Origin of the sequence: Paenibacillus sp. WLX1005 (genome assembly GCF_046603685.1) — a bacterium.
Classification (GTDB): domain Bacteria; phylum Bacillota; class Bacilli; order Paenibacillales; family Paenibacillaceae; genus Saccharibacillus.
Window position 1 is genome coordinate 2,899,480 of the sequence record NZ_CP176756.1, and the last position, 25,666, is coordinate 2,925,145.

Genomic DNA, 25,666 nt, shown 5'->3' on the forward strand with positions numbered 1-25,666 from the left:
ATGGAATCAAGCATAGTAAGCATTGAGCATTTGATGTGTATCATCTTGTTCTTTGTCGAACAATCCTTGATCTGCCCAACAAGCGAGGCAAGTTTCTTCATCCTGACATTTGGCAGCTTCTTCACAGTTGTAACACAGATCCATGTAATATTTAGTAAAATTTTCAGTAACGTTTGTTTTCATCATCTTAATCATCTCCTTGTTTTTTCTACACCTTTATCTTAACCGACAGATATAGATAATAATGTGATTTTTTTCACAATTGAATGCAAATTTTAAATTATTTTTTATTTATTGTGTTTTAATAGAAAAACCGTCGTACAGACTGGATTCTGCACAACGGTTTTACATGATTGTTGCCTGTACGATTGTTATTTATTCTGTGCTATCAACCTTGATTGTAGCTGAACATGGATTACAATACATGCCATGTTTTACCGCCATCTGTCGTCTGCATGAGCAAGGAACGACGCTCCTCATTTTTGGAGACGAGCAGCCAGCCTACTTCTTTGGAGAAGAATTGTAGCTTAGACAGCTCTGGATAATTTACCAGCGTCTTTTTGAGGGTTGCATCCTGTGGTAGGGCGCTCCAGGTTTTGCCTTGATTTTGCGAACGATATACGATTCCGTTTACGATTGACCAGCCTGTGCTTTCATTCAGGAAAGTCGGTCCCATCGCCTGATTGATACCGGTTTGTGGCTTCAGATTGAATGGCGCGACATCCCAATTTTTACCGCCATCGGTTGTAAAATAACCCATGTACCGCGTTGTATTGTTATTGACACAGCCAATATTCATCCAGCCCTTTGTTTTACTACTGCCAAAAAATTGTGGTTTGCTCGTCGTCAGCACGGAGCAGAGCTTGCCATTTTGCTGCATCAATGCTTTGCCCTGTGTCCAGCTACTGCCGCCGTCAGACGTTGTATACAGATGAGGTTGTCCGTCATCTTCCAACGTTACAAAGCCATTTTTCGAATTGCGGAACGACATGCCCACTAGCGTCCCATTTTGTGGAATCGCATTCGATGTAGCATTCATCGCGGAGATCGCTCCGGTATTCTGCATCAGCTTCTTCCAGTTCAAGCCGCCATCATTCGTACGATACAGCGCCTTTTCCTGATTATTGCCGTCGGTCTCATCAGATGTCATAACCCAGCCCGTTTTCTCATCAGTAAAATAAATGCCTAGAATGGTCGCGTCGTTGTTGAACGTTTTGACATTCCAATTCTGTCCACCATCTGTCGTATGCAGAATCAACGTCTGACCGACACCATTCGCATTACGTGCCACCCAGCCATTTTTTTGATTCAGGAAAAAGATACCGCTACCATACACCGGTGATTCGGAAAAAGTAACCGTCGGTGCTGGCGATACATTGTCCCATATTTTCCCGTTATCCTGCGTTACATAAATCCGCAGTTCGTTACGCGTGATCCCCCAAGCCAGACCGGCATTCGCACTAAGCAACTGAAAATCAGTCAGTCTTGTTTGAATGCGATATCCTTCTTCTTGCGTTTTGTTGTCTCCACCTTTATTTATATTGGAATCCGTTGTTTTTTTGAGTGTAATTGTTTGTCCCTGATCTTCTTTTGACTGTTGAAGCTGTTGCTGTACAGATTCACTAACAGGCGCCATATCTCCGCCATTAGACGTACAAGCTGACAGAAGAAGGATCAAGGCTATTCCGGGTAGAAGCGATTTGGCAATACTCCACTTCATTGGTAATTCTCCTTCCACACACTTGCCCTGAGCCAAGATATTCATTGATCACAACTTATATTAGAGTAAACTATATTTTTGATAGGTGGTTTACAGAAAAGTTACAAGGCATTACAGTTTCAAGTCTTTTCGATACGTTTTTACAGTTTTTTGGGTAAAGGACAGAGAAGCCCTTTTTACATTCAGGTGTCTTTCCGCTACAATAGTAGCGAATCTGTAACACAAAATGAGAAGGAGATGATAATTTATGCCTGAATCCGTATCCAAACCTCACCGTGTTGTTGTCATTGGTACAGGTGCCGTTGGTGCCACTACCGCGTACACACTGTTACTGCGTAACCGAATGTCCGAGCTTGTCTTCATTGATGCCAATAAAGACCGTGCCCTTGGCGAAGCACTCGATATGAACCATGGACTGCCCTTCGTGGGTGGAGTCAAACTCTGGGCTGGCGATTATTCCGATTGCAAGGACGCCGATATTATTATCATCGCCGCTGGTTCTAACCAACGACCGGGCGAAACCCGGATCGATCTGTTGAACCGCAATGCTGCCATTTTTGACGACATTATCAAAAATATTACGCAGTATAACAATCATGGTATTCTGCTGGTCGCCACCAATCCAGTGGATATTCTGACCTATGTATCATGGAAAAAAAGTGGTTGGCCTGCCAACCGCGTTATCGGTTCCGGTACGCTGCTTGACAGCGCTCGCTTCCGCTACCTGATTGGTAAGCATAAAGAAATCGATCCACGTAGCATTCACGCCCATATTATTGGCGAGCATGGTGATTCCGAGCTGCCGGTATGGAGCCTGGCGAACGTAGCCGGTGCGACGCTTGATTTTGAAGAAGCCGAACGCGACGATATTTTTAACAGCACCAAAAATGCCGCCTACGAGATTATCAACGCCAAAGGCTCTACCTCGTATGCGATCGCACTTGCGCTCGATCGGATCGTCGCAGCGATTTTGCAAAATGAACACGCCGTATTGAATGTATCTTCCCTGCTGGATGACTATCACGGCATCTCCGACGTCTACCTCGGCGTACCGTCCATTGTCGGTCGTGAAGGTATTCGTGAGAAGCTGCAAATCCCATTGAACTCGCAGGAAGAACAGCTGCTGCGCGCTTCGGCACAGAAGCTCAAGGATCAGATTGCGCAATTGAATATTTAAATTAGAACAAGAATACAGGGCCAGTATGCGCCTGTATTCTTTTTTCATTTATTGCTCTGTATACATTTTTATCGAATCTATGTGTTTTGTCAATGAAAGCGATTGCAAATGTAGTGTTTATACGAAATAATTTAACAGCTTAGTCATCAAAAATCCACTATTTATGTATGGCTTAACAAAGCTTATTATGCAGCTCTAACTAAAGTCCTCCTCATACCATATGATACAGATGAATATAAAAAAGCATCCGTCGTTTCATTATGCGGATGCTTTTTGCTGTTCTATTTAGGTTCTATTATATATTTTACCAGATTACAATATTTATCTGCCATTAAGCATACTTCATTAATACGGCATCTCATCATCTGGCTCAGATGGACGATTTGCTTTCTCGATCAACTGCTGTGCCAGATTCTCAAAGCTATCCGGTTGCAGCAACTCAACCGGTGAGAAGCCTTTTTCAAACGTAAATGACTCGCCTTCAATGACCATCGCATAATGATCGCCCAGTTTGGCGATATGCATACGGAACCCGAAATCCGCCAGTAGCCCTTTCACACTCGTATCACCCAGCTTCACCCGAATCTCAATCTCCGGCTTGATCTCGACGATTCGCTCGGCTGCTTCAATAACCTGCTGCGGCTCCCACTTTTCCTGCAAATCGCGCTTATCACTAGCTGCCCACAGCTCCAGATCCTGCTCCTCGCGCTGACGCTCCACATTGCCTGCATCGGGCCACTTTTCTTCCACATACGTCTGTACATAATCCATCACCCGCTCATTAACGATCTCAGGAATGGACTGCTCATACGTCACGAATTTCAAAAAGTCCTCAAAATAACGCGCATGCGACGACTGATGCACCTTCAGCTCCCATTCTTCGATCATGCCTTCTTCCGGCATATGTGGGTACTGGATTGATTTCATGTTACGCGCACTAATCGCCATCTCCACTTCGCTGATCAGGCTACGTTCGTCGGAAATGCGAGCGATTTGCTTTTCAAAATCGCATTTCATTACAAATACGAACGGATCGTCCAGATGCGTGTCCAGCTTCACCTGCGAGACGATCAGCGCACCGCCGCGCACAGAACTGGTATCCAGATAGCTGCGTACCAGATCGTCGCAAGCATTTTTAAAATCATCCTTGTTATCGACCGTACGCAAACGAGCAAACAAATTGAAATTCGGATTGCTGGTCAGTTCATGTCCCGGCTCAACGAGAAAGGTTGCTACCTTCGTTGGCGGCTGCTCACTAGACGGATTCTTTTCCACTTTGCGCTTGGCGGTACGTGTGAACTCCGCATGTAAAAAGTTCTTAATCTGGCTCAGCTCATATTCGTCCTCATCCAGTGTTTGATAATGCTTATAGTTTTTGGAGGTCTGACCTTCCTTACCTTCGACCTGCAATACGAAAAATGATAAAAATTGAACGCTAAATCGCATGATCTGCTCCTTTATAACGTAATATGCCGATGCTGGTTGAACGTGCGGATTCCGGTCAAGTATCCACGTTAAGGACACTGCCGAATCAATAGCTACGTTCTCCACTATACTTGAAATCGAAGGCGAACGTAAGTTTTAATTTTGAAGATATGTAGCATGAAGCGGTATAATAAAATGAGCTTATTAATATACGATGATTGTCCGGCATTGTCGGATATCATCACTGGAGGATACATAACAATGAAACTTGATCTTGCACACCGTCAATTAAGCACGATGCCCGAACTGGAAACAAACCCTCTGGATATTACTGATTTTAACTTGTTTGACAATGAATTGACCGAAATCCCGGAGGCTACTTTTGCCATGCACAATCTAACGATTCTCAATGTTTCGGTGAACCGTCTCACTCATATTTCCAATCAGATCGGTGAACTAACCAAGCTGAAGATGATCGATCTGGGGCATAACCAGATTACCCATGTGCCGGATGCGCTGTATACGTTATCGAATCTGTCAGACTATCTGTATCTGCATAACAACCAGATTGAGCAATTGGATGACCGTATTGGCGATTTTCCGCAGCTTCGTTATTTGAATCTTAGCGATAATGGGCTCCAACAATTACCAGATGGGATTGGTAAGCTGGAAGCAATTGTGGAACTTCGCTGTATGAATAACACGTTGACTTCCTTACCAGAAGCTCTGAAAGGTCTGCATCGTATTCGTGAATTGCATTTCCGTAACAACCAGTTAACTGCAGTGCCTGACGTGTTCGATTCTCTGCATACGCTACGTGTACTGGATCTGGAAAGCAATCGTTTATCTTCGCTACCAAATAGTATTGGAAATGCTACACAATTGCGTCGTTTGAATCTTCGTCATAATGAGCTGACCACATTGCCAGACGAGATAAGTGGCTGTCATGCGCTGTTAGAGCTGGATTTGCGAAGTAATTTGCTGACTTCGCTACCAGAATCGTTGCGCAAGTTAACAGGTCTGGAGCGGCTGGATCTACGTTGGAATCATGAGTTACAATTTCCAGCTTGGCTGGACGAGCTGGAAGCCAATGGATGCACTGTGTATCGGTAATATGTCGATGGGAACTGGAAGATTTCATTTCTGCATGATGTAACTTGTATTGCATCACATTGCTATTGTTATTCAGCTGCATATTAGCCAAAAGAGGAAGCAACCTGCCACTTCGGCACAATTGCTTCCTCTTCTGCTATCTGCTATCTGCTATCTGCTATCTGCTATCTGCTTAACTATTATCTTCAATAGCTTGATTCAATGTATACCTTGTTTCAGCCACTGTTATACTTCCTTCATCTGCTTGAGCTTGCTTCTGGACACCCCCGGTTGGCGCATGGATAAGAGCGCATTGACTACGACTCCACTCACTACCATCACCATACCGATCCACATCCCAAGCGAAGACAGCATTACGCCAAGCAGAATCCATTCGCCCAATAAAGTAAATACGACTTCTAACGCCTGTGTCGCTTCTACTGCCGCTAATTGGGCTGGGTGTCTACGCGCCTGATCCGTCGCACCGAAAAACAATACCGTAGCAATAACACCGGAAAAGAGCGCAACCAGAAACGATTGACCAATCTGATTATAAGAAGGTCCTCCCTGCTGTACCCAGCCTACTACTGATAGCACAATCCAAAAAGGCAAGCTCGCAATGCTCATCCCAAGCGTTCGCTGAAAGGCATTCAGTCGACCATCGCATACTTGCATCATTTTACGGTTCCCAAGCGGATAGGCAAACGCCGCAATCACAATCAGCACAATCGCCTGCCAGCTTCCACCTCCTGCTTGTGCCTGTTCCAGCTGCATCAATCCGATTCCAACTAGCATTACTAGCGCAATGATCAGTGCACTACGGGGAATACGCCCGCGACGACGTACCGGTCCATCTGCTCCTGCATATTCGAAGAAAAAGAACGGTGAAAGCAGCATGCCTGCCACAATTGTCAATTGAAAGCCTGCTGCGGTTAACCATGCCGGTGCATACACAGCCGAAGCACATAGCGGTGCATAAAATAGTCCAAAGCCAACCGTACTCCATAGCAGCCATTGCCACGGCTGACGCTTCATCTCCTGCCATACCGGATGCAATTGCCGCCGCATCACGACCAATATCCCTAATAACGGTACCATGAAAAAGTAACGCAATGAGCCACTCCATACCCAGTAGCCACCACCAACTTCCATCAATCGATTCAATACAAAGCTGGAAGCGAAAAAGAAGGCTGCGGCAACACCAATCCAGACTGCCTTCATAATACTTCCCCTTCGTCATGATCTTTTCCAGTCAGCCATTGACCGAGACTAAGCCAGTTTTGCTCCATTAGCTGGGCGGCTTGCTCGGCTTGCCCTTCACGGCAGGCTTGCATCATTCGCTTATGATCTTCCGGCGACTGCGTATGATCAATTTGACTGAATTTTGCCAATTCCAAACGGCGGATTTTGGACATACTAATCTGTAGGGACGCAGCAATCTCCGGGTTGCCTGCCACCTCAATCAATACCTGATGAAAACGATCATCCGCTTCTACTGCACGCTCAGCATCCTGCTGCTGCAATGCAGCAATCAACTGTTCATTCGCTGCTTGCATCTCCTCATAATGCTCATCTCGCAACAAAGGAGTTGCTATTTTGGTAGCCAGTGCGTGCAGAACAGCTACCACTGGAAAAGCATGTGCTGCTGCTTCTGTATGTAACGGTGTAATCCGCGTAACTGCCCCCGGAAATGACTCAACCAGACCTTCGTCCTCCAAACGCTTGAGTGCTTCTCTAACAGGCGTACGACTGACACCAAACTGTGCAGCCAGCTCCGAATCGTTTAGTTTCTGTTCAGGCGGCAATTCCAATGAAATAATACTCTGCTTGAGCGTAAGATAGATTTGCTCTCTTAGCGATAAACGATGAATTTTTTGAATGCTTGATTTGCTTGCAGGCGATTCCGACAAACGACGATGTGAAGATGGTTGGGGAAGATTCTCATATGTATTCATAAAACCAATATATTGCATATCAATTAGGATGACAAGGTATTGCGTATTATTTTTCCAATATGATCCTTATCAGTACAAAGGTGATGAAAGAATCTGTACTCCCACATCAAAGTGAACATAATCAACCAACACAATAAATCCAATATAATCCATCAAAATAATACATGTAGACAACATCAATGTTAGTACGATACATTCCGGTACAGTACATTCATATACCGCAAAATAAAGAAAACAAAAAGCCTCTCCACCGCGATAAACGATGAAGAGGCTTGAGTGTAGACGTCAATCTACTATGAACGACGATTACCATTCAGCAGACTGTGACGGCGACCGTAGGAGAAGTATACAGCCAGACCGATGATCAGCCAGATGAAGAATGTGATCCATGTGAGAGCTTGCAATTGCAGCATCAAGTACACGCAACCAATCGCACTCAGAATCGGAATGACTGGCACCCAAGGAACGCGGAAGCCTCTTTTCAGATCAGGTTGTGTACGGCGCAATACGATAACACCAATACTTACTACTGTAAAGGCAAACAAAGTACCAATGTTAGTCAATTCTGCAAGACTACCCAGTGGAATAAAACCGGCGAAGAATGCGATAATTACGCTGGCAACCCATGTACCAACAGCTGGCGTTTGACTTTTGCCACTGATTTTGGAGAATACCGGTGACAATAGACCATCACGGGACATCGAATACAGCAAACGAGTCTGTCCATACATCATAACGAGCAGTACTGTTGTAATACCAGTAATCGCACCTAGCGATACGATCCAAGCAATCCCATTCAGATGCACATACTGCAATGCAAAAGCAACTGGATCACTAACATTCAGCATGTTGTAAGGCACGATACCAGTCAGAATGAGCGAAACGACAATATACAATACGGTACAAATCGCCAGTGAAGCAATGATGCCGATTGGCAAGTCGCGCTGTGGACGTTTGACTTCTTCCGCCGCTGTCGAAACCGCATCGAAACCAATGTAAGCAAAAAATACAGTCGCCGCACCCGCTGTCACACCGCTAAAGCCGAATGGCAAGAAAGGTGTCCAGTTGGTTGGTTGTACATAAAATACACCTACAGCGATAAAGATCAATACGACAACCAGCTTAATTGCAACCATAACGCCGTTGGCGCGAGTCGCTTCCTTGATACCACGCGTCAGCAGCAATGCGATAATCAATGTAATTGCCGAAGCCGTAATATCAAAATAGGTTCCTTTCGCCGGATTGAAGGCGCTAGTAAGCGCAGTTGGTAAATGAACCCCGAAACCTGCCAGCAAACTCTGGAAATACCCAGACCAGCCGCTTGCTACTGCAGCACTGGCAAATCCATATTCCAGAATCAAGTCCCAACCTAGAATCCACGCGATGATCTCGCCGAATGTGGTGTAACTGTAAGTATACGCACTGCCTGATGCAGGCACCGAGGAAGCGAATTCCGAATAACAGAGGGCGGCGAATGCGCAGACCAGCCCTGCAAGCAGGAAGGAAAGTACAAGTCCAGGTCCAGCATATTTAGCTGCTGCTACACCAGTCAGTACAAAGATCCCTGTACCGATAATGGCACCTACACCAAGTGTAGTTAGATCAAGTGGGCCCAGTACGCGTTTCAGATTGCCTTCGGATGGGACAATCGGTTTGCGTCTGAATAATGATTGTTCGCGTTTGAGATTGCTCATACAACAAATCCTTTCTTCCTGTAAGGTATAGTTACATTATGGACTAATATTAAACGACACCTATAAAAAACTACATAATACTACACTGTGGCGCGTTAAATTATCATAATCTTTTTTTCAGAGTGATATAAAATCTTCCACCTCCAACTTGTTCTTTATGTCCATTTCTACAATGAATGAATCAAAATTGTATATTTGAAACAAAGAATGTTGAAAATCGAATACATTTAGCCTTTTTTTCTGCAAAGCATCATTTATATTCATAAAACAAACTGCAACTGTCATGTAAGCAAATCTACATTGCTCATACATCTGTATGAATCTATTCTCCAACATATGGTATGACCTATACAAAAAACACGCCTGTCAAAGAACAGGCGTGTTGAAGTTGTACTGTAATTGGTTGATACCTAGTTGATACCAATTTTGCTTGGCCAGTTGCCATACCAAGCGTAACCAGCTCTGCGTTCCTGATCGATATCTTTTAGCGCGTATTTCACAACGCCATCGCGACCGGTGAAGATCGGTTTATTCGTATCCAGCTGGTAGAAGCGCGCCCAGATGGGTGCTGCACTGGAATCTGCAACGATATAGCTGTCTGTGCTATTGCGCTCATAACGATAACCCGTAATTTTCACTTTTTTGAACCAGTCTTCCGCAGCTTTGATCGAAGCTGTGATCTGGGACGTTGCTGGTCTTGTTTTCAGGAATTTAACAATCGTTGTGCTCTCGCCTGCGCTCAGCGAAGGAACTTCATAGATCCGTGCACTGGTTGGTTTCAGTGTATTCTCATCATGTTGCTGTCCCCACGCCGTCAATTTGCCGCTGGAGACATATTGGGTTTTCAGCAGGCAATCCACGCCTTTGTCGACCGCTTGTTTAGCTTTGCTTGCCAGATTGCTATCCACGAAGGAGAAATCACCTTTTTTGTTAGCGATTTCGTCTAGCAGGATCAGCACGTTGACCATTGCATCATCGTTGTACGTAATGTGCGTGTGGTAGTCGGAGCTTTTGTATACTTGCGGGAAACCGCCGTTAGCATATTGCATATTCAACAGGAAGTTGATACCTTTGATCGCTGCGGCAGAGTAAGTAGTATTTTTGCTGCTGGAATATTCGCTAGCAAGACGGCGAATTTCCGTATATGTAGCTTTATTGTCGATGGTGGATTTTGCCCATTCACCGCTCGTTTCAGAATAGTATTTTTTCCAGCCGCCATCGGATTGTTGATTTTTCAAAATGTCGGAGATGCTGGCTGTTGTGCCAGAACCATCTGCTGCCATGACGATCGCTGTCGGAGCCGGTATGAATAATGATGCTCCTACGGAACCTAGCAGAGCAATAGATAATGCACATGTTAATGTACGATTTTTCATGAATAATACTCCCTCTCAACATGATTTGTGCGATGCGTTAGGATGATGTTTTGCGATGTGCTGCCTCAACACGAGACTCATTCTAGCGAATCAATGTTAACGTTGTCAATTATTTACTCCACTTGCATATCATGCAAATTTAAAATAAATCATTTTCCATTTCTGTATTTTTATGCTGATATTTTTCAGTCACATATCCGCTTTTCTATATAGCAAAATACTTACATGAACCTGATCAAGCACATCCTGTTTCTGGATCACTGTACTGCTTTAAATGAAAAGTCCGTCATAGCAAAAAGACCGGGCAATTCAGCTCCGGTCTTTGCACTTCTTTCTATTATGATACAATACGGAAATTTGCAGCATCGCAATTCACAATATGTGTTCTACATTCGCAACAAAACAGATCATCATCTTTTCCTGAATATTATGTCACTTTTTACGTTTCATTATGCTGCTTGATGTTGCAATCGGCTTCATTGTTATCCTTTTATCCACTTTATATTAGGTGCTCACATGCCTGCTCAAACCCATTCAAGCAGTTCGGATTGACCGATTCACTCGTTCTGAACAGTACAGCATTAACACGATAAACGCCAATACAACATACGGAAATAGACCAATCTGTACATAACTCGCTACCAGGCCGAACAATGGCGGTAGCAATGTGGCGCCAGTATAAGCTGTCGCCATCTGATAGCCAATCAACCTCGCTGAATTGCCTTCCCCAAACCTCGCCGGTGTCTCGTGTAATAACCCTGGGAAAATAGGAGCGAAGCCAATCCCGATCAAAATCAATCCCAGCATAAGCAAACTACCCGGCAATGGCAATACTAACAAAATCGCTCCCAGCACCGCCAATACTTGTCCTAGCAAAATCAATGTACGATTACTTGCCCGTAACGTCAAAAATCCCGTTACAAACCGACCAATCGTAATCCCTGCAAAATAAAGCGAAATCCAGCCTGCCGCCACATCCGGTGCAACTTGCCGCGAACCAACGAGAAAGCTTGCGCCCCACAATCCGACGGTCGTCTCCGCTCCGCAATAAAATAAAAAGGTAAACAGTGTAAATGTAACCCCTCGCAATCGAAACAAGCCTTTACCGGGGATAGCTTGCGGAGAAATGTTAGTGTTGGCAGCAATTGTGTTCGTCTCATCTGCAAGATTAGCGTTCCCGCCTTTGCTATGGGAAGCTGCATCCTCATTTCCTTCTATAGTTATATTGTCTGCCACAACAGGCTCACCAGCCGTACTGTCTGCTAATACATGTTCACCAGTTGTACTATCTGCTACTATAGGCTCACCGCCAGCTGTATGAAATTCATTTGCTAGTATGGACTGTTGCCGCTGCTCTTTTTCCGCTTGTCGTAAACGAGACACTTTGCCCCACAGCGGTAATGTGAGCAGTAAGATGACAACGAGTATGCCCTGTACACACGCCACTGCTATATATCCACTACGCCAAGAACCCGCTCCAATATAATGCGCCATGATGATCGGCCCAGTGGTTGCTCCTACACCCCAAAAGCAATGCAACCAGCTCATATGATGTGCTTTATAATGAGAAGCAACGAAATGATTCAGCCCTGAATCGACTGCTCCAGCGCCAATACCGAGCGGAATCGCCAGTACTGCGAGCCATGTTAATGAAGGAACGAAGGCGAATCCTAATAATGCGCCTGCTGTCAAACAACAACTGATCAGTGTAATCACGCCTGTACCGAGCTTTTCGATCAACCGTCCACTGGCAAGGCTGGATACAATTGTACCTCCTGCCGCAATAATCGATAATACTCCTGCTGCACCAAACGGTGCACCGATATCGACGTGCAATACCGGCCATGCAGCACCAAGCATCGAATCGGGAATACCCAAACTGATAAAAGCAAGATAGATTACGATCAGGAAAAGAGTCGCCATGAATAGAACCTCCAGTATGTATACGATCCTTTTGTTTGTTTATTGAAAATCAGGATTATCATACCATCTATCCACTTTTTTGCAAGCGCATACGTGAGCTGATCCCATTGACTGATGTATTGACTGGTTTTTGTTTTATTTCTTCCCTTTTAAGGATATTACTTCTTCCACAATATGCTTCCATTGCACGTTTCGGCGCTCACGGGTAGCACGATCTACCCATTCCACTTCCCCATTTATAATTCCTTTGCCGATAACAAGGCGCACAGGTATGCCAATCAGATCAGCATCCTTGAACTTCACACCAGCACGTTCGTCACGATCATCCAAGAGTACGCTTACGCCATGCTGACGTAATTGCTCATACAACTGCAATGCAGTGTCATATTGCTGTTCGTCTTTTACTGATACCGGAATCAGATGCACGTCATATGGAGCTACTGCAATTGGCCAGCGTATTCCGTCTTCATCATGATGCTGCTCAATAATAGCAGACAACAGACGAGATACACCGATGCCATAACAGCCCATTAATAACGTCTGCTGCTCTCCCTGTTGATCATGTACACGCGCCTGCATCACTTCACTATATCGTGTGCCAAGCTCAAATACATGCCCCAGTTCAATGCCTTTGCCCAATTGTAATGTTCCCTCTGCGCAACGTGGACAATGATCACCTGCCTGTACATTACGCAAATCATACGAATCAGCCGCTGACAGGTGTACAGATGGTACGATATGCGCATAATGGTAATCTGCTTCGTTGCCACCACAGATTGCCTCCTCCATCTCATATACCGCATGATCAACCAATACACGCAAGTGATTATGCTCTAATTCTTCCAGCGCATAAGGTCCAAGGAACCCGACCGGTACACCTGTCAAATGAACGACTGTATCGTGATCTGCCAATGACAATTGTTCCGCCTGTACCGCACGTTGCAGCTTGATCTCGTTGATCTCATGATCGCCGCGTACAATGACCAGTAACGGTTGTTCATCCGCGATAAATACTAGCGTTTTGATAATAGCGGAAGCTTTCACATTCAGAAAGGCAGACAGTTGACTGATCGTTGTTGTGTGTGGTGTATGAATTTTCTCTGGGATGAATGGTAATGGTGTTCGGTTTGAGTTTGCCTTATCGCCCGGTGGGAATCTGTCAGCCTGAGTGTCATGTTCGGTGTGTGCATCTATGATTGTGTTAGCAGCTAGACGATATTCGGCTTTTTCCAGATTGGCTGCATATTGGCAATGCGTGCAGGATGCAATAGTATCCTCCCCCACATCCGTCAATGCCATAAATTCATGAGTCCATCCATCACCGCCAATGGAGCCAGCATCTGCTTCCACTGCACGGAAGTTCAACCCACATCGCTCAAAAATCCGGTGATATGCCTCATACATCAGCATGTACGATTCCCGCAATGCTTCCCGGCTACTATCAAATGAATACGCATCCTTCATCGTAAATTCGCGTCCACGCAGCAAACCAAAACGCGGACGATTCTCATCGCGGAATTTGGTCTGAATCTGATACACTCGAAGTGGCAACTGCCGATACGAACGAATTTCATTACGGATCAGATCAGTAATGACCTCTTCATGTGTCGGACCTAGTACGAAGTCACGTCCATGCCGGTCAGCAAAGCGCATAAGCTTGCTGCCATACGTATCATATCGCCCTGACTCTTGCCACAATTCGGCAGGGTGTAGAACAGGCAAATGCAGTTCCTGCAATCCCGCTCTGTTTAATTCTTCACGAATAATCTGCTCTACCCGTTGCAGTACGAGTTGCGCCAATGGTAGATGCGTATAAATACCAGCGGCAACTTGACGAATATAACCAGCACGCAATAACAGACGATGACTGGCAACTTCGGCGTCAGCTGGATGTTCACGCAATGTATGTCCTAGCAATTGACTCTGCTTCACGTCTATCACTCCTTCAAGATAAAATAACAAATTCGAATCTGTGCAATTGCAATAGAAAACGCAAAAAGACGCATCCGTCAGGGACGAATGCGTCGTGGTACCACCCTTGTTTATTCATCATGCTAGACGTGTACAGCTGCATGCCGTCAGACAATGATGAACCTCATTTGCCGATAACGGGGCGACCGGCAACACGCTCAACAGCTCTCCTTATGACTTACTAACGACATCGGGAAAGTACACGTCAAGGTCTGCTTGCTCACGGGGTAGGGCTTAATCTGACCGTATGGGAGAAACCTTTCAGCCGGTGGATTTCTTCTCTGTACAACGGTGGAATGGATCAAGGAGCCCGATCATTGCAATACTCGTATAGATCATGTTCCGGAATATGTAGTGAACAGATTACTGTATCCTTCCCCGATTCGTCAATCCCTTTTTTTCACGCTTCGTATTGACCGGATACATCTGTACACCATTCGGCAATCCATTGATACTTGAGTGAGGTTGCCGGTTTACCCAGTGCATAGCCTTGTCCAAATTGAATATGATGATGATGTAAAAACAGCAATTCCTCTGTCCGCTCAATGCCTTCCGCAATAATATGCGTACCCGATTCCAGCGCGAATTCTTGCAGTAATTTTACGACACGCTGCTGATCAGGACGTGAATCGACATGCCGCACCAGCGACTTGTCCAGCTTAATGAATTCTGGCTTCAGACTGACGATCGATTTGAGGCTATTATATCCTGATCCAGCATCATCGATAGCAATCCGAAATCCCTGATCCCGGTAATTGGACAGTACGTTTTCGAATGCTTCGTAATCTTCCACCGCCTGCTTTTCAGTCAATTCAAATACAATCTGCTCCGGCTTGAGCCCGTAACGGAATAGATGCCGCAGCGTCTCTCCGCTCCGATAATTCGTATCGCCCAGCACATCTGGATGAACATTGATGAATACGGCGCCCTGCGCAGCCGACGGTGAATAATCTAACGCCTCACGATAACGTTTAAACGATAACTCACGGCAAAATTGCTCAAATGCAAATACTTGATTCGTACCGCCAATATAATCGTAAAATGCATCGGTATGTGGGAATAACCGACAGAATGGCGGACGGTTCAACACTTCATAACCGAGACAGCTGCCATCCTGCAAATTCAGAATCGGCTGAAAAAACGTAGCGAGCTGTTGTTGCTTCATGATCTGTTTGAGTTTGAAAAATTGACGCTGGGACGTAATCAAATGCCCTGTTGTATACTGCAAATATTCCAAATAATCGTACGTTCCGTACTTCGCTCGCTTGGTCAGAAAGGGGATTTTCATGTGTATTCATCCTTTGAATGCGAAAGCCAGGACAATCATTCCTGTTGCGTGAATTATGATGGGTCTATAGTAACATTTTTTTCAAGAAAAATCGTTAATTTAACATAAAAAATAAAAAAAGAATGAACAATCGCTTTGGAAAACGATTGTTCATTCTTTCATTTAGTAATATAGGCATACAATCAGCTTATATCACCGATCTTTGGGATCATATTAGTTATAGTATGCTAGCCCTATTATCGAAACAAATTGGATTTGGCAAGATCAATCAACTCATCACCGCGTCCATTCATGATTGCTTTTGCCATCCAGAGTGAGAAGCCCTTAACTTGAGCACCTGTAATCGATGGCGGCATCGACAACTCCTGACGATTCACGACTACATCCAGCAATGCCGGACCTTCATGCGCCAGTGCGCGTTGTACCGCATCTTCCAACTGCTCTGGATCTTCCACTCGAATCCCCTGAATGCCGAGCGCATTAGCAACCGCAGCAAAGTCGGTGCTATGCAGATCTGTACCAGATTCCAGATAACCTCCAGCCTTCATTTCCAGCTCAACAAAGCTAAGTGCACTATTGTTAAACACGACGACTTTGACTGGCAAATTGTGCTGCTTCAGTGTGATCAGATCACCCATCAACATACTGAGTCCACCATCGCCAGAGAAGGAAATAATCTGGCGATCCCGTTCCGTTGCTTGCAAGCCAATCGCTTGTGGTAAAGCGTTCGCCATCGTACCATGATTGAAGGAACCGATCAAACGGCGCTGCTCGCTCATCTCCAAATAACGCGCTGTCCAGACCGTTGGTGTTCCTACATCCGCAGTAAAGATTGCATTGGATGCAGCAGCATCGCTAACAACCTTGGTCAAATATTGCGGATGCAACCCTTTGCTACTGTTATTCCCTTTCACTGCCATCTCATCCAGTTCCTCACGCACTTTGCGATAGCGATCCAGCGACTTGTCCAGATGCTTGCTATTATGTTCAGTAGTGAGTAGTGGCAAGAGGCGGTTCACCGTTTCTTTGACATCGCCACATAGTCCATAGGTAAGCGTCGTACGGCGCCCCAGATGAGAAGGATCAATATCCACCTGCAAAATAGTCGCCTTCTCTGGATAAAACTGACGATACGGGAAGTCCGTTCCCAGCATCAGCAATACATCGCAATCCATCATCGCATGATAACCAGACGAATAACCGATCAATCCAGTCAGACCGACAAAGTACGGATTATCGTATTCCAAATGCTCCTTACCACGTAGCGCTACAATCATCGGTGCTTGCAGTCGTTGACACAATTCCATTAATTCAGCATGAGAGAATTTGCAACCTGCTCCGCATAATAAGGAGATCTTTTTGCCTTCATTGAGGTAGGTTGCCAGCTTTTGCAAGTCCGCATCGTTCGGCACGATAACAGGACGTGTTGGATATGCCACCTGCTCTGGTACTGGATGCGTTGTTTCTTCCAAACCAGCGATATCTCCTGGTAAAATAACGACTGACACACTCGATTTGGCAATCGCAGTTTGAATCGCCATCGTTAAAGTACGCGGCATCTGCTTCTCAGTCATAATTGCTTCACAAAAGTCACTGCATTCTTGGAATATCATTTCTGGATGCGTTGCCTGAAAATAGCTGCTACCAATCTCATCACTTGGGATATGAGCAGCAATCGCCAAGACAGGCACTCGGTTACGATAACAATCATATAGACCATTGATTAGATGCAGATTGCCGGGACCGCTGCTGCCTGCGCACACAGCAATCGTACCGTTCAACTCCGCCTCTGCACCCGCAGCAAATGCGGCTACCTCTTCATGCCGCACATGAATCCACTCAATCTTGCCTGAACGACGAACCGCGTCAATGATCGCATTGAGCGAATCCCCGGTAATTCCGAATATGCGTTTCACGCCTGCGTTTACTAATGTTTCTACGACTGCATCTGCAATTGTTTTTTTCAATGTATTCACCTTCCGTTTCTACTATGTGTGACAATATACCGACTTATCATTTGTAGATGTATCATTTGTAAATAAGCTTTTATTCTTTCCACCACACATCGTTATAGCTGCTGTCCCGTTTGAACTGGACTGCGGCATAAGAACAAACAGGCAGAATTTTTTTATTTTCAGCGCGCGCAGCGTTAACGACCTGATCCAGCAAACCTTTAGCGATATTGCCACCACGGAAATCTGGATGTACATACGTATGGTTTAATGTCCATGTATCGCTGAATGGACCGGGAATGTATGTAATCTCACCGATAACCTGTTCTTCTTTTTTTAAGAAAAAGGCAGTGCCTTCTTGATACAATTGTCCACCTTCGATTAGCTGTGTTCCAGCACTGGCTTGATCGGCGGCACGATCAGTTGCTGTATAGCCGGATTCTTCAGCGGGTGTACGCTGCGTTACTACGCCGAATAGACCTTTAACAATACTAACGCCTTGTTGAATATCTTTTTTGGTAGATGCGATATGTTTCTTGGACTGGGTCATGCCTGTATTGGCTTTTTGCAGACTTTGCTTGAGTTGCTGGGTTGATGATTGAGCCTTTTCAGATGTTTGTTTGGCGTGATCCATTGTGTTTTGCAGACGCTTTTGCACCTGATCTACATCGCCTTTTACATCATCAAGTGTACCTTTGATACCATCCATCGTTTGCTTGACCTCGTTAATGCTATCTTTAATACCTTTTAATTCTTTGATTGGGTTTCTCATGCCATGCTCCTCCGTTTCGTCTTCACCTGTATTTTGCACGTCTCATAATTGGATATACATTGATGTTACGCTCATAGAAGTATGCTCATTATTGTATTACCCACATCTCGCCCACTTTAAGACGGCAATTCAGAATGAATATCCAAGAGCGAAGCTTGATGATTGCGTAGAGATTACATTCGCTTAACACTGAGATTTTAAATATGATTTGTTTACAACATTTACAAATGCGTATACACGAAAAACGGACGAAATAAAAGGAAAAAGATGGATTTTAACGTAAGTGGGATGTATTTGCTCCAAACCGGATTTTACACTGATTTAACGCAATTTACACCGCTTTCAATTTCAGTAGGAGGGGTTTATGATGTAGACATCACCAACATTAACGCTTCAACATACAGCATCACTAGCGTTGTTAGCGGTGATATCCACTCAATTCCTATCCTCAGGAAAGGAGAGACGTCCAATGGAGTAGGTTAGCGAACATACCGTTTCGACTGCAGAACAAACTGGCGTCCGTGAAAACGTCCATATTGCGCAGATTGAAGGTATGTGAAGACAACACTTATCCCATTTGACGACTGTAGGAGGAAGCTTTTTCAAGCAAGCATATTCTACTTGCAAGAAAGGAGCAGGATTCCGTTGGAAAAGGTTAGCGAAGCATACTGGCACAACTTCACGCAAGAAAAGTGTAGTGACAGCATTTTTCGTGACTTTGGAGTATGCGGGATGCAAAATGTGTATGATAAGTTGTATTGTTGATTTATGAATTTGAGAAAGTAGGTAAGGAATGAACTGTTTTCAAGCAAATGATATGAGTTGCTGAGAAGGGAGCAGGATTCCGATGCAATAACGTTAGCAAAGCATATTATAATCGACTGCACATAGAGAAATGTCCGTGAAAACATTTTTCGCAGATCGTGGATATGTGGGACATCACCTATGAATACGTTTCGTATTTCGTAATAAATCAGTACGATTTCAGGAAAGTACAAGTATGTGAAGTACGTATTTCTCAAACTTCAGAAAGGCTGTGAACAGAGGAAAATGCTATTTTCGAGCAAGCTTACAACAACTTGTTAGGAAGGGAGCAGGATTCCAATGAAGCAGGTTAGCGATGCATACTAAGGCGTAGTTCACGCTTGAGAAGTGCACGTGAAAGCATTTTTCGTGAAGACGTTGTATGCTGGAAATCATCCCATATGCAGCGACATGGATGGTTAACAGGGAAATGTGCGGACCCATTATTCAATCGATCTTGGATTGAATAACATAAATTGCCAACAGGCCAGTAGAAAATGGCTGCGGCAATCAAGTAAACAATCGCTAAACGATTGTCTGCGACTGCAGAGCATCGACGATCGGCAAGCATGGACGGCGAAAGTAACCATGTCAGGCATGTGGATTGTGTATACGTATAGGAGGAACGTTTAAAATTGAATATTGCTGTTAACGATTAAACCCCCACAGTCTTGTTGATTCAAGGATGTGGGGGATTTCATTTTGTCCAATGGTATGAAATTCAGGATAATAATATATGGCGAATCTTCTCCCCCGCCTCTTGCAGCACTTCGCCGGAACGATCAAATTGCAGCATGGACAGGAAGCCGTGAATCATCCCCTCTTCATTCTGATACTCTACTATATTGCCTGCTTGTTGTAGACTATCGGCATATTGTGCTCCATCATCTCGCAAAGGATCGTATTGAGCGGTAATGATGATCGCTGGTGGCAATCCGCTTAGATCAGAATACAGCAACGGTGAAGCATACGGCTGATCTTGATTTTCGCCCTTGCTAAAATAACTTTGCCGGAACCATGTCATCGTCTCTGCGGTTAACATATATCCTTGCCCATTCTCGCGGTAAGAATCGGTGTTTTCCCCTTTGCCAGTCGATGGATAGATAAGCAGTTGCCCTTTGATGGACGGTGCTCCCTTGTCTTTGGCGATCAGGCAAACGACGGCAGCTAGATTCCCACCTGCACTATCACCAGCAACAGCGATGGCTTGATTGTCTACTCCCCACTCTGCTGCATGTTCTGCAATATAACATAGAGCATCATACGCATCCCACACAGCTGCTGGATACGGATTCTCCGGTGCCAGTCGATATTCAACAGCGATAACTATGGCACCGGCTGCCACACTCAAACGGCGGCATAATTCATCGTGGGAATCCAGACTTCCCAATACCCAGCCACCTCCATGGTAAAAGACAATCGCTGGATGGATCGGCTGCTCATGTGGTGTGTATTTGCGAACGTTTATTGTACGATCAGCGAGTTCCATCTGTATATCAGTTACTTCATGAACAGGTGTACTCTGGCGCTGCTCTGCCATTTTCCCTTCCATGCTGCGGATTAATTTGGGATCAATCGTATGCAGTGGCGGAATCGGCATTTTGTTAAATGTATCAAGAAATTCTTGTACCTGCGGATCAAGTGGCATAAGATCAAGCTCCTTTTTCCAAATTATAAATAGTATGAATGGGATGATAGTAAACTCGGATACATAGAAATGGTACTGCCTGACTTTACTTTAGCGTATTGACATAGACAAAAGCAATTTGTGCAGAGCCGAAGCTCACTTACACTTAGAACACTGTATTGAACTGCAACTAGATGGATACGCGACGGAATAGCACAAGACAGAATGAATACATATAACAGATAAAAAGCCGCATTCCTTTGTATGGAAATACGGCTTTTCTCATTAGGTTGTTGTTCTCTTGATGTTATTCTGTTGATGTTATGAGTCTCTGTTCATTTATTGCAGCTTTTGCAGATGATCTTCAACACGGCTGACCACTTCATCAATGGATTGACCATCAATGCTGATCACCGGGAAATCGTACAGATCGTTATCACCATCGTTAATTGCACGCACAACGCCCAGATCGTAACCTTTTACTTCCTGGTCGCTTTCTACCAGATCTACCTGGTGTCCTTTCGCGACAAGTGCTTCTTTTACGTCATCAAAAGGTTTTTCTACTGCAATTTTAGCCATGGGAATAACCTCCTTTAAAATGTAAGCATGGATGCACAGGTCATTATATATCAAGCCATTATAGGTAATGATGAAATGACAGGTCATGTATGCTTTTCTATTACAGTGCTTCCCCATAATCAGCCATATTGAAACGTTAATTATATCATTTTATACATAAAGTTCGCTTATTCCTATGTTGCGGTTACGTTGGAGATACTTGAAGTGTGGGATATTTTGCAGCATATAAAAGAAAACAGGATGTCTCTTGTGTATACAGAGACATACTCCTTCTCATATTGCTATGCTGTTAGGAATGCCAGACTTCGTCAGCAATTTCCTTGATAAATCGTAGCTTGTCCCATTGCTGCTGCTCGGTAAGAATATTGCCTTCCTCGGTGGAAGCAAAGCCGCACTGTGGGCTAAGGCAAATCTGGTTAATGTTCAGGAATTCGGTCGCTTCTTCAATCCGCTTTAAGATCGTTTCTTTATTTTCCAGCTCGCCGATTTTGGAACTGAACAGACCGAGTACAACTTGCTTGTTCGCTGGTACATGCCGCAGTGGTGAGAAGTCACCCGCGCGATCAGTATCAAATTCCAGATAAAATGCATCTACATTTACAGTTCCGAACAGTACTTCGGCAATCGGCTCATAGCCGCCACTACCTGCCCATGTAGACTTGAAGTTACCACGACATACGTGCATTGTGACGGTCAGATCTTCTGGCAGATCCTTGATTGCTTCGTTATTCAGATGCGCATACAGCTTGGCAACAACCGCTGTATCAATGCCTTGTGCTTCGGTAAATTTCGTATCACACAGCATGCCCCATGTGCAATCGTCCAATTGCAAATTGCGGCAGCCTGCTTCATAAAATGCCAGAATCGCATCACGATACGCTTTGGCAACATCGGCAACCAGTTCATTGTTATCGCTGTACACTTTCGCAAGTTCAGCGCGGTTCTCTTCATTGCGATTCAGTTCCAAGAACAGCTGCGCTGGAGAAGGAATCGTCTGACGAGCAATCACATCGTCGCCAGCTACACGTTTCAGGAATTTGAAATCATCAAGATGCGGGTGATTGGCGTATTTGATTTTGCCAGATGCGTATGCCGTTTCAGCGCGAGTCTCTACGCCATGGAACAGATAGCCTTCGCCCAATACTTTTTTCGTTACACCTTCAAAGCCCCAGAAGAAATCAAGATGCCACCAAGAGCGACGGAATTCACCATCGGTTACAGCTTTTAGACCGACTTCTTTTTGCTTTTGAACCAGCTTGGTGATTTCTTCATCTTCGATGCTGCGAAGTTGCTCAGCGGTAATTTCGTTATTTTGAAACTGCGTGCGCGCTTCTTTCAAGTTTGCTGGACGCAGGAAACTGCCTACGATGTCATTGCGAAACGGAACATTTTTGCGTTGAACGGCTTGCTCATTGTTGAATACGATACTCATAGTATTGCCTCCTCGTTACCCTCATTTGCGTTGGATCTACTATAGCACGGAGGTAGCGCTTCGGCATAAGTTCAAAAAGCTATGACCTATTATAAATTAAAACTATAGCGGTTTAGCTTTAGGCTATAGCGGCAATATTGGTTGTTTGGCGTAGTGAAATAAAAAGACTCCCAAATAAATCGGGAGTCTGCATCATGTACATGTAGCAGTGAAATTATAAGCTGAGGCAATTCAAGCATATCATTCAAATGATACTACAACTTTAAAAAGACAATGCAAATCCCCACAAATTTTGTAGAGATACACCGTGCGATAAGTAAGGGTTCGCTGTAACAAACCCAACAACTTTCCCACGATACACAAGAACAGGTGGTGTAGAGGTGTATGGATTAGTCGCACTGTACGAAGAATATTTACTGCCATACGTACTATAGGAATTCCACATACTTGCACTATTGTATTTACTTCCATACGTACCATACGTGTTAAATACTGAATTCGCATTATACGTGTTCGTAGATAAACTTCCTAAAAAAACCTTACCATCATACGAATAAACGTATATTTGTGCAGGATTAATAGATGCTGCATAACTTGTACTCGTATGCCCAATCAGCATAATGACCATAACGATTAAGGCGAAACCTATCTTTTTCAATATCCTAATCCCCCATTCCATATTATCCCTATTTTAGGTGTAATATTAATAATGAGCAAGTAGAATATACATTTCATTTACTTCCGTTTTTATATCATTCATTTCTTTATGATCTTATACCGAATTGCCATTCCAAACTTCGTTTGCTGTCTCGCGCACTAAGCGGATTTTGTTCCACTGTTCTTCCTCGGTCAGCATATTGCCTTCCTCTGTCGAAGCAAAGCCGCATTGTGTGCTCAGACACAATTTGTCAAGATCGATATACTGCGTCGCTTCAGCGATTCGCTCCTTCAGCACGTCTTTACTTTCCAATCCGCCATGCTTGGTCGTGACCAATCCGAGCACAACATATTGGTCTTTGACATAGCGAAGCGGCTGGAAGTCGCCTGATCGTTCGTTGTCGTATTCCAGAAAAAAGGCGTCCACTTCCGCATTGGCGAACAGTTCCTCTGCTACCGGCTCATATCCACCAGCTGCAAACCACGTCGAACGGAAATTACCGCGACAGACGTGCAGTGCAATTACCATATCATCTGGACGACCAGCAATACTTTCGTTGATCAATCGCACATAATCACGCGCCAGCTGATCTGGGTCTTGACCGCGATTACGAATCAGCATCCGGTGTCGACTACTGCACAACGTACCCCATGTCGTATCATCCAGCTGCAAGTATCGACAACCAGCATCGTAAAATGCCTGAATCGCTTCTCGATACACCGCGATAATATCCTGATTCAGCTCCTCTGGATCGTTATACACGTCATTGCCGTTATAACTTTCCACAAAATGAAAGAGCGCGGGCGATGGAATCGTCATCTTCGCCATCCGATCACCGGCAAGATCCCGCAAATAACGAAAATGCTCGACCATGTGATGATCGCCAAAGGAAATCCGATCCACAATACGGAAGCTCTCCGCCCGGTTACGGTTATCGATCCCCGCCGTCGGCAATCCGATCTTCTCTGTCCCCTGTACCCCGCTAAAAAAGTCCAGATGCCACCAGCCACGACGGAATTCACCATCTGTCACTGTCTGCAAGCCCATTTCCTTTTGCTTGGCAACCAACAGCGCGATCTCCTCGTCCTCGATCACTTTCAACTGAGCCGCCGTCATCTCGCCACTTTCAAATTGAAATCGTGCCTCCCGCAGCTGTTCTGGACGCAGATAACTGCCTACAATATCACAGCGGAATGGAGGATGATTTCGACGCGTACCTGTCATTGGAATTGGCATATGCTCCCCCTATAATAAAAATTGATTCATATTCAGATAACTGTTGGATACCAGATCATTCAAAATATCAATATATCGCGAAGCAATCTCGCTCGGCTTACGATCCTTGTGCGCAATCCAGCCCACTGTAAAATCCTCATTCGTCTGTAATGGAACCGACATCAATTGCTCATAATTAAACTGTGACACGAGAATGCCCGTACCAATCGTATACCCGTCTGTGCCTGCCAGCAGATTGGCTAGCGTCGCCCGGTCATTCACCTTGATGCTCTTGCCTACCGTCGAGAAGCTGACCATCTCCTCCGAGAAATGCAGCGAATTGTTTGCTCCTTGATCAAACGTAATATACGGATAATTCGCCACATCCTGAGTCGTGACATACTCTTTCTGCGCAAGCGGATGACCGGCACGGATGAAGATATGTGGGCTTGTATTAAATAACGGTGTAAACATCAGATTGCCATCACTGAACAATTTGTTCATGACTTTGAAGTTACGTTCGTTAATATACAGGATGCCGATATCGCTACGCAATGTTTTGACATCCTCGATAATATTGTATGTTTGGGTCTCGCGTAGATGCAGATTATACTCGCTAATGTCACTTTGATCCATCAATTTCACAAATGCATCTGCGACAAACGCATAGTGTTGCGTCGATACGGAGAAGTGAGTCAGATTACGCTTGCTGCCATGATAACGGTTCTCGATCAGTTCCGCCTGCTCAATAATCTGGCGTGCATATCCGAGAAATTCCATCCCTTCTACCGAAATGCTAATCCCCCGGTTCGTCCGGTCGAAGATTGAAATGCCCAGCTCGTTTTCCAATTCCTTGATCGCATTGGATAGGCTCGGCTGGGAAATAAATAACCGCTTGGCGGCTTCGTTCATCGAGCCGCAATTTGCAATCTCGATCGCATAGCGGAGCTGTTGCAGTGTCATGCCGTTCCCCCTTTGACTGTATGACTGTAGATCCGCCGCTGTA

At 44.8% G+C, this 25,666-nt stretch carries 19 protein-coding genes; 2 read left to right on the forward strand and 17 right to left on the reverse strand.

Features of this window, described 5'->3' with window-relative positions; all coding sequences use genetic code 11:
- Positions 1-6: 6 nt before the first annotated feature.
- The gene (locus ACE3MZ_RS12385; protein WP_411342477.1) at positions 7-186 is read right to left on the reverse strand and encodes a hypothetical protein; all 180 of its coding nucleotides are present in this window, start codon (positions 184-186) and stop codon (positions 7-9) included.
- A gap of 229 nt (positions 187-415) precedes the next feature.
- Positions 416-1,720 (reverse strand): WD40/YVTN/BNR-like repeat-containing protein, encoded by a 1,305-nt coding sequence (locus ACE3MZ_RS12390; protein WP_411342478.1) that lies wholly within the window; start codon positions 1,718-1,720, stop codon positions 416-418.
- Between the two features lie 247 nt (positions 1,721-1,967).
- Between ACE3MZ_RS12390 and ACE3MZ_RS12395 the strand changes: the two genes are divergently transcribed.
- Positions 1,968-2,897, forward strand: a complete 930-nt coding sequence (locus ACE3MZ_RS12395) for an L-lactate dehydrogenase (RefSeq protein ID WP_411342479.1) — start codon at positions 1,968-1,970, stop codon at positions 2,895-2,897.
- Positions 2,898-3,242: 345 nt separating this feature from the next.
- Here ACE3MZ_RS12395 and ACE3MZ_RS12400 read toward each other — a convergent pair whose 3' ends face one another.
- Complete coding sequence (locus ACE3MZ_RS12400) at positions 3,243-4,343, reverse strand: DUF3900 domain-containing protein (RefSeq protein ID WP_411342480.1); 1,101 nt, start codon at positions 4,341-4,343, stop codon at positions 3,243-3,245.
- Between the two features lie 240 nt (positions 4,344-4,583).
- On the opposite strand from ACE3MZ_RS12400, the gene ACE3MZ_RS12405 reads away from it, so the two are divergent.
- On the forward strand, positions 4,584-5,435 hold the full coding sequence (locus ACE3MZ_RS12405) for a leucine-rich repeat domain-containing protein (protein WP_411342481.1): 852 nt from the start codon (positions 4,584-4,586) through the stop codon (positions 5,433-5,435).
- A gap of 225 nt (positions 5,436-5,660) precedes the next feature.
- On the opposite strand, the gene ACE3MZ_RS12410 is transcribed toward ACE3MZ_RS12405, so the two are convergent.
- The 14 genes from ACE3MZ_RS12410 to ACE3MZ_RS12475 all read right to left on the reverse strand — a co-directional run bounded on the left by ACE3MZ_RS12410 (position 5,661) and on the right by ACE3MZ_RS12475 (position 25,623).
- Positions 5,661-6,635, reverse strand: a complete 975-nt coding sequence (locus tag ACE3MZ_RS12410; protein ID WP_411342482.1) for a multidrug resistance efflux transporter family protein — start codon at positions 6,633-6,635, stop codon at positions 5,661-5,663.
- Positions 6,632-7,369 carry a GntR family transcriptional regulator gene (locus ACE3MZ_RS12415; RefSeq protein ID WP_411342483.1) on the reverse strand — a complete coding sequence of 246 codons (738 nt, stop codon included), beginning with the start codon at positions 7,367-7,369 and terminating at the stop codon, positions 6,632-6,634. Before ACE3MZ_RS12415 ends, ACE3MZ_RS12410 begins: the two co-directional genes overlap by 4 nt.
- A gap of 293 nt (positions 7,370-7,662) precedes the next feature.
- A complete protein-coding gene (locus tag ACE3MZ_RS12420; protein WP_411342484.1) occupies positions 7,663-9,063 on the reverse strand; it encodes an amino acid permease in 1,401 nt (466 codons plus the stop codon).
- 410 nt (positions 9,064-9,473) lie between these two features.
- Complete coding sequence (gene pelA, locus ACE3MZ_RS12425; protein WP_411342485.1) at positions 9,474-10,439, reverse strand: pectate lyase; 966 nt, start codon at positions 10,437-10,439, stop codon at positions 9,474-9,476.
- A 534-nt stretch (positions 10,440-10,973) separates the two neighbouring features.
- Complete coding sequence (locus ACE3MZ_RS12430; protein ID WP_411342486.1) at positions 10,974-12,362, reverse strand: MFS transporter; 1,389 nt, start codon at positions 12,360-12,362, stop codon at positions 10,974-10,976.
- Between the two features lie 135 nt (positions 12,363-12,497).
- Entirely contained in the window at positions 12,498-14,294 is a 1,797-nt protein-coding gene (locus ACE3MZ_RS12435; RefSeq protein WP_411342487.1) for a proline--tRNA ligase, read from the reverse strand.
- A gap of 439 nt (positions 14,295-14,733) precedes the next feature.
- On the reverse strand, positions 14,734-15,621 hold the full coding sequence (locus ACE3MZ_RS12440; protein WP_411342488.1) for an EAL domain-containing protein: 888 nt from the start codon (positions 15,619-15,621) through the stop codon (positions 14,734-14,736).
- A 236-nt stretch (positions 15,622-15,857) separates the two neighbouring features.
- Complete coding sequence (poxB, locus tag ACE3MZ_RS12445; RefSeq protein WP_411342489.1) at positions 15,858-17,588, reverse strand: ubiquinone-dependent pyruvate dehydrogenase; 1,731 nt, start codon at positions 17,586-17,588, stop codon at positions 15,858-15,860.
- A 79-nt stretch (positions 17,589-17,667) separates the two neighbouring features.
- On the reverse strand, positions 17,668-18,345 hold the full coding sequence (locus tag ACE3MZ_RS12450; RefSeq protein ID WP_411342490.1) for a GNAT family N-acetyltransferase: 678 nt from the start codon (positions 18,343-18,345) through the stop codon (positions 17,668-17,670).
- Positions 18,346-19,870: 1,525 nt separating this feature from the next.
- Entirely contained in the window at positions 19,871-20,797 is a 927-nt protein-coding gene (locus ACE3MZ_RS12455; RefSeq protein ID WP_411342491.1) for an alpha/beta hydrolase, read from the reverse strand.
- Between the two features lie 318 nt (positions 20,798-21,115).
- Positions 21,116-21,355, reverse strand: coding sequence for a YkuS family protein (locus ACE3MZ_RS12460; protein ID WP_411342492.1), 240 nt, complete (start codon positions 21,353-21,355; stop codon positions 21,116-21,118).
- Between the two features lie 289 nt (positions 21,356-21,644).
- Complete coding sequence (locus ACE3MZ_RS12465; RefSeq protein ID WP_411342493.1) at positions 21,645-22,787, reverse strand: 5-methyltetrahydropteroyltriglutamate--homocysteine S-methyltransferase; 1,143 nt, start codon at positions 22,785-22,787, stop codon at positions 21,645-21,647.
- A gap of 772 nt (positions 22,788-23,559) precedes the next feature.
- A complete protein-coding gene (locus tag ACE3MZ_RS12470) occupies positions 23,560-24,681 on the reverse strand; it encodes a 5-methyltetrahydropteroyltriglutamate--homocysteine S-methyltransferase (RefSeq protein ID WP_411342494.1) in 1,122 nt (373 codons plus the stop codon).
- A gap of 9 nt (positions 24,682-24,690) precedes the next feature.
- Complete coding sequence (locus ACE3MZ_RS12475) at positions 24,691-25,623, reverse strand: LysR family transcriptional regulator (protein WP_411342495.1); 933 nt, start codon at positions 25,621-25,623, stop codon at positions 24,691-24,693.
- Positions 25,624-25,666: the final 43 nt, after the last annotated feature.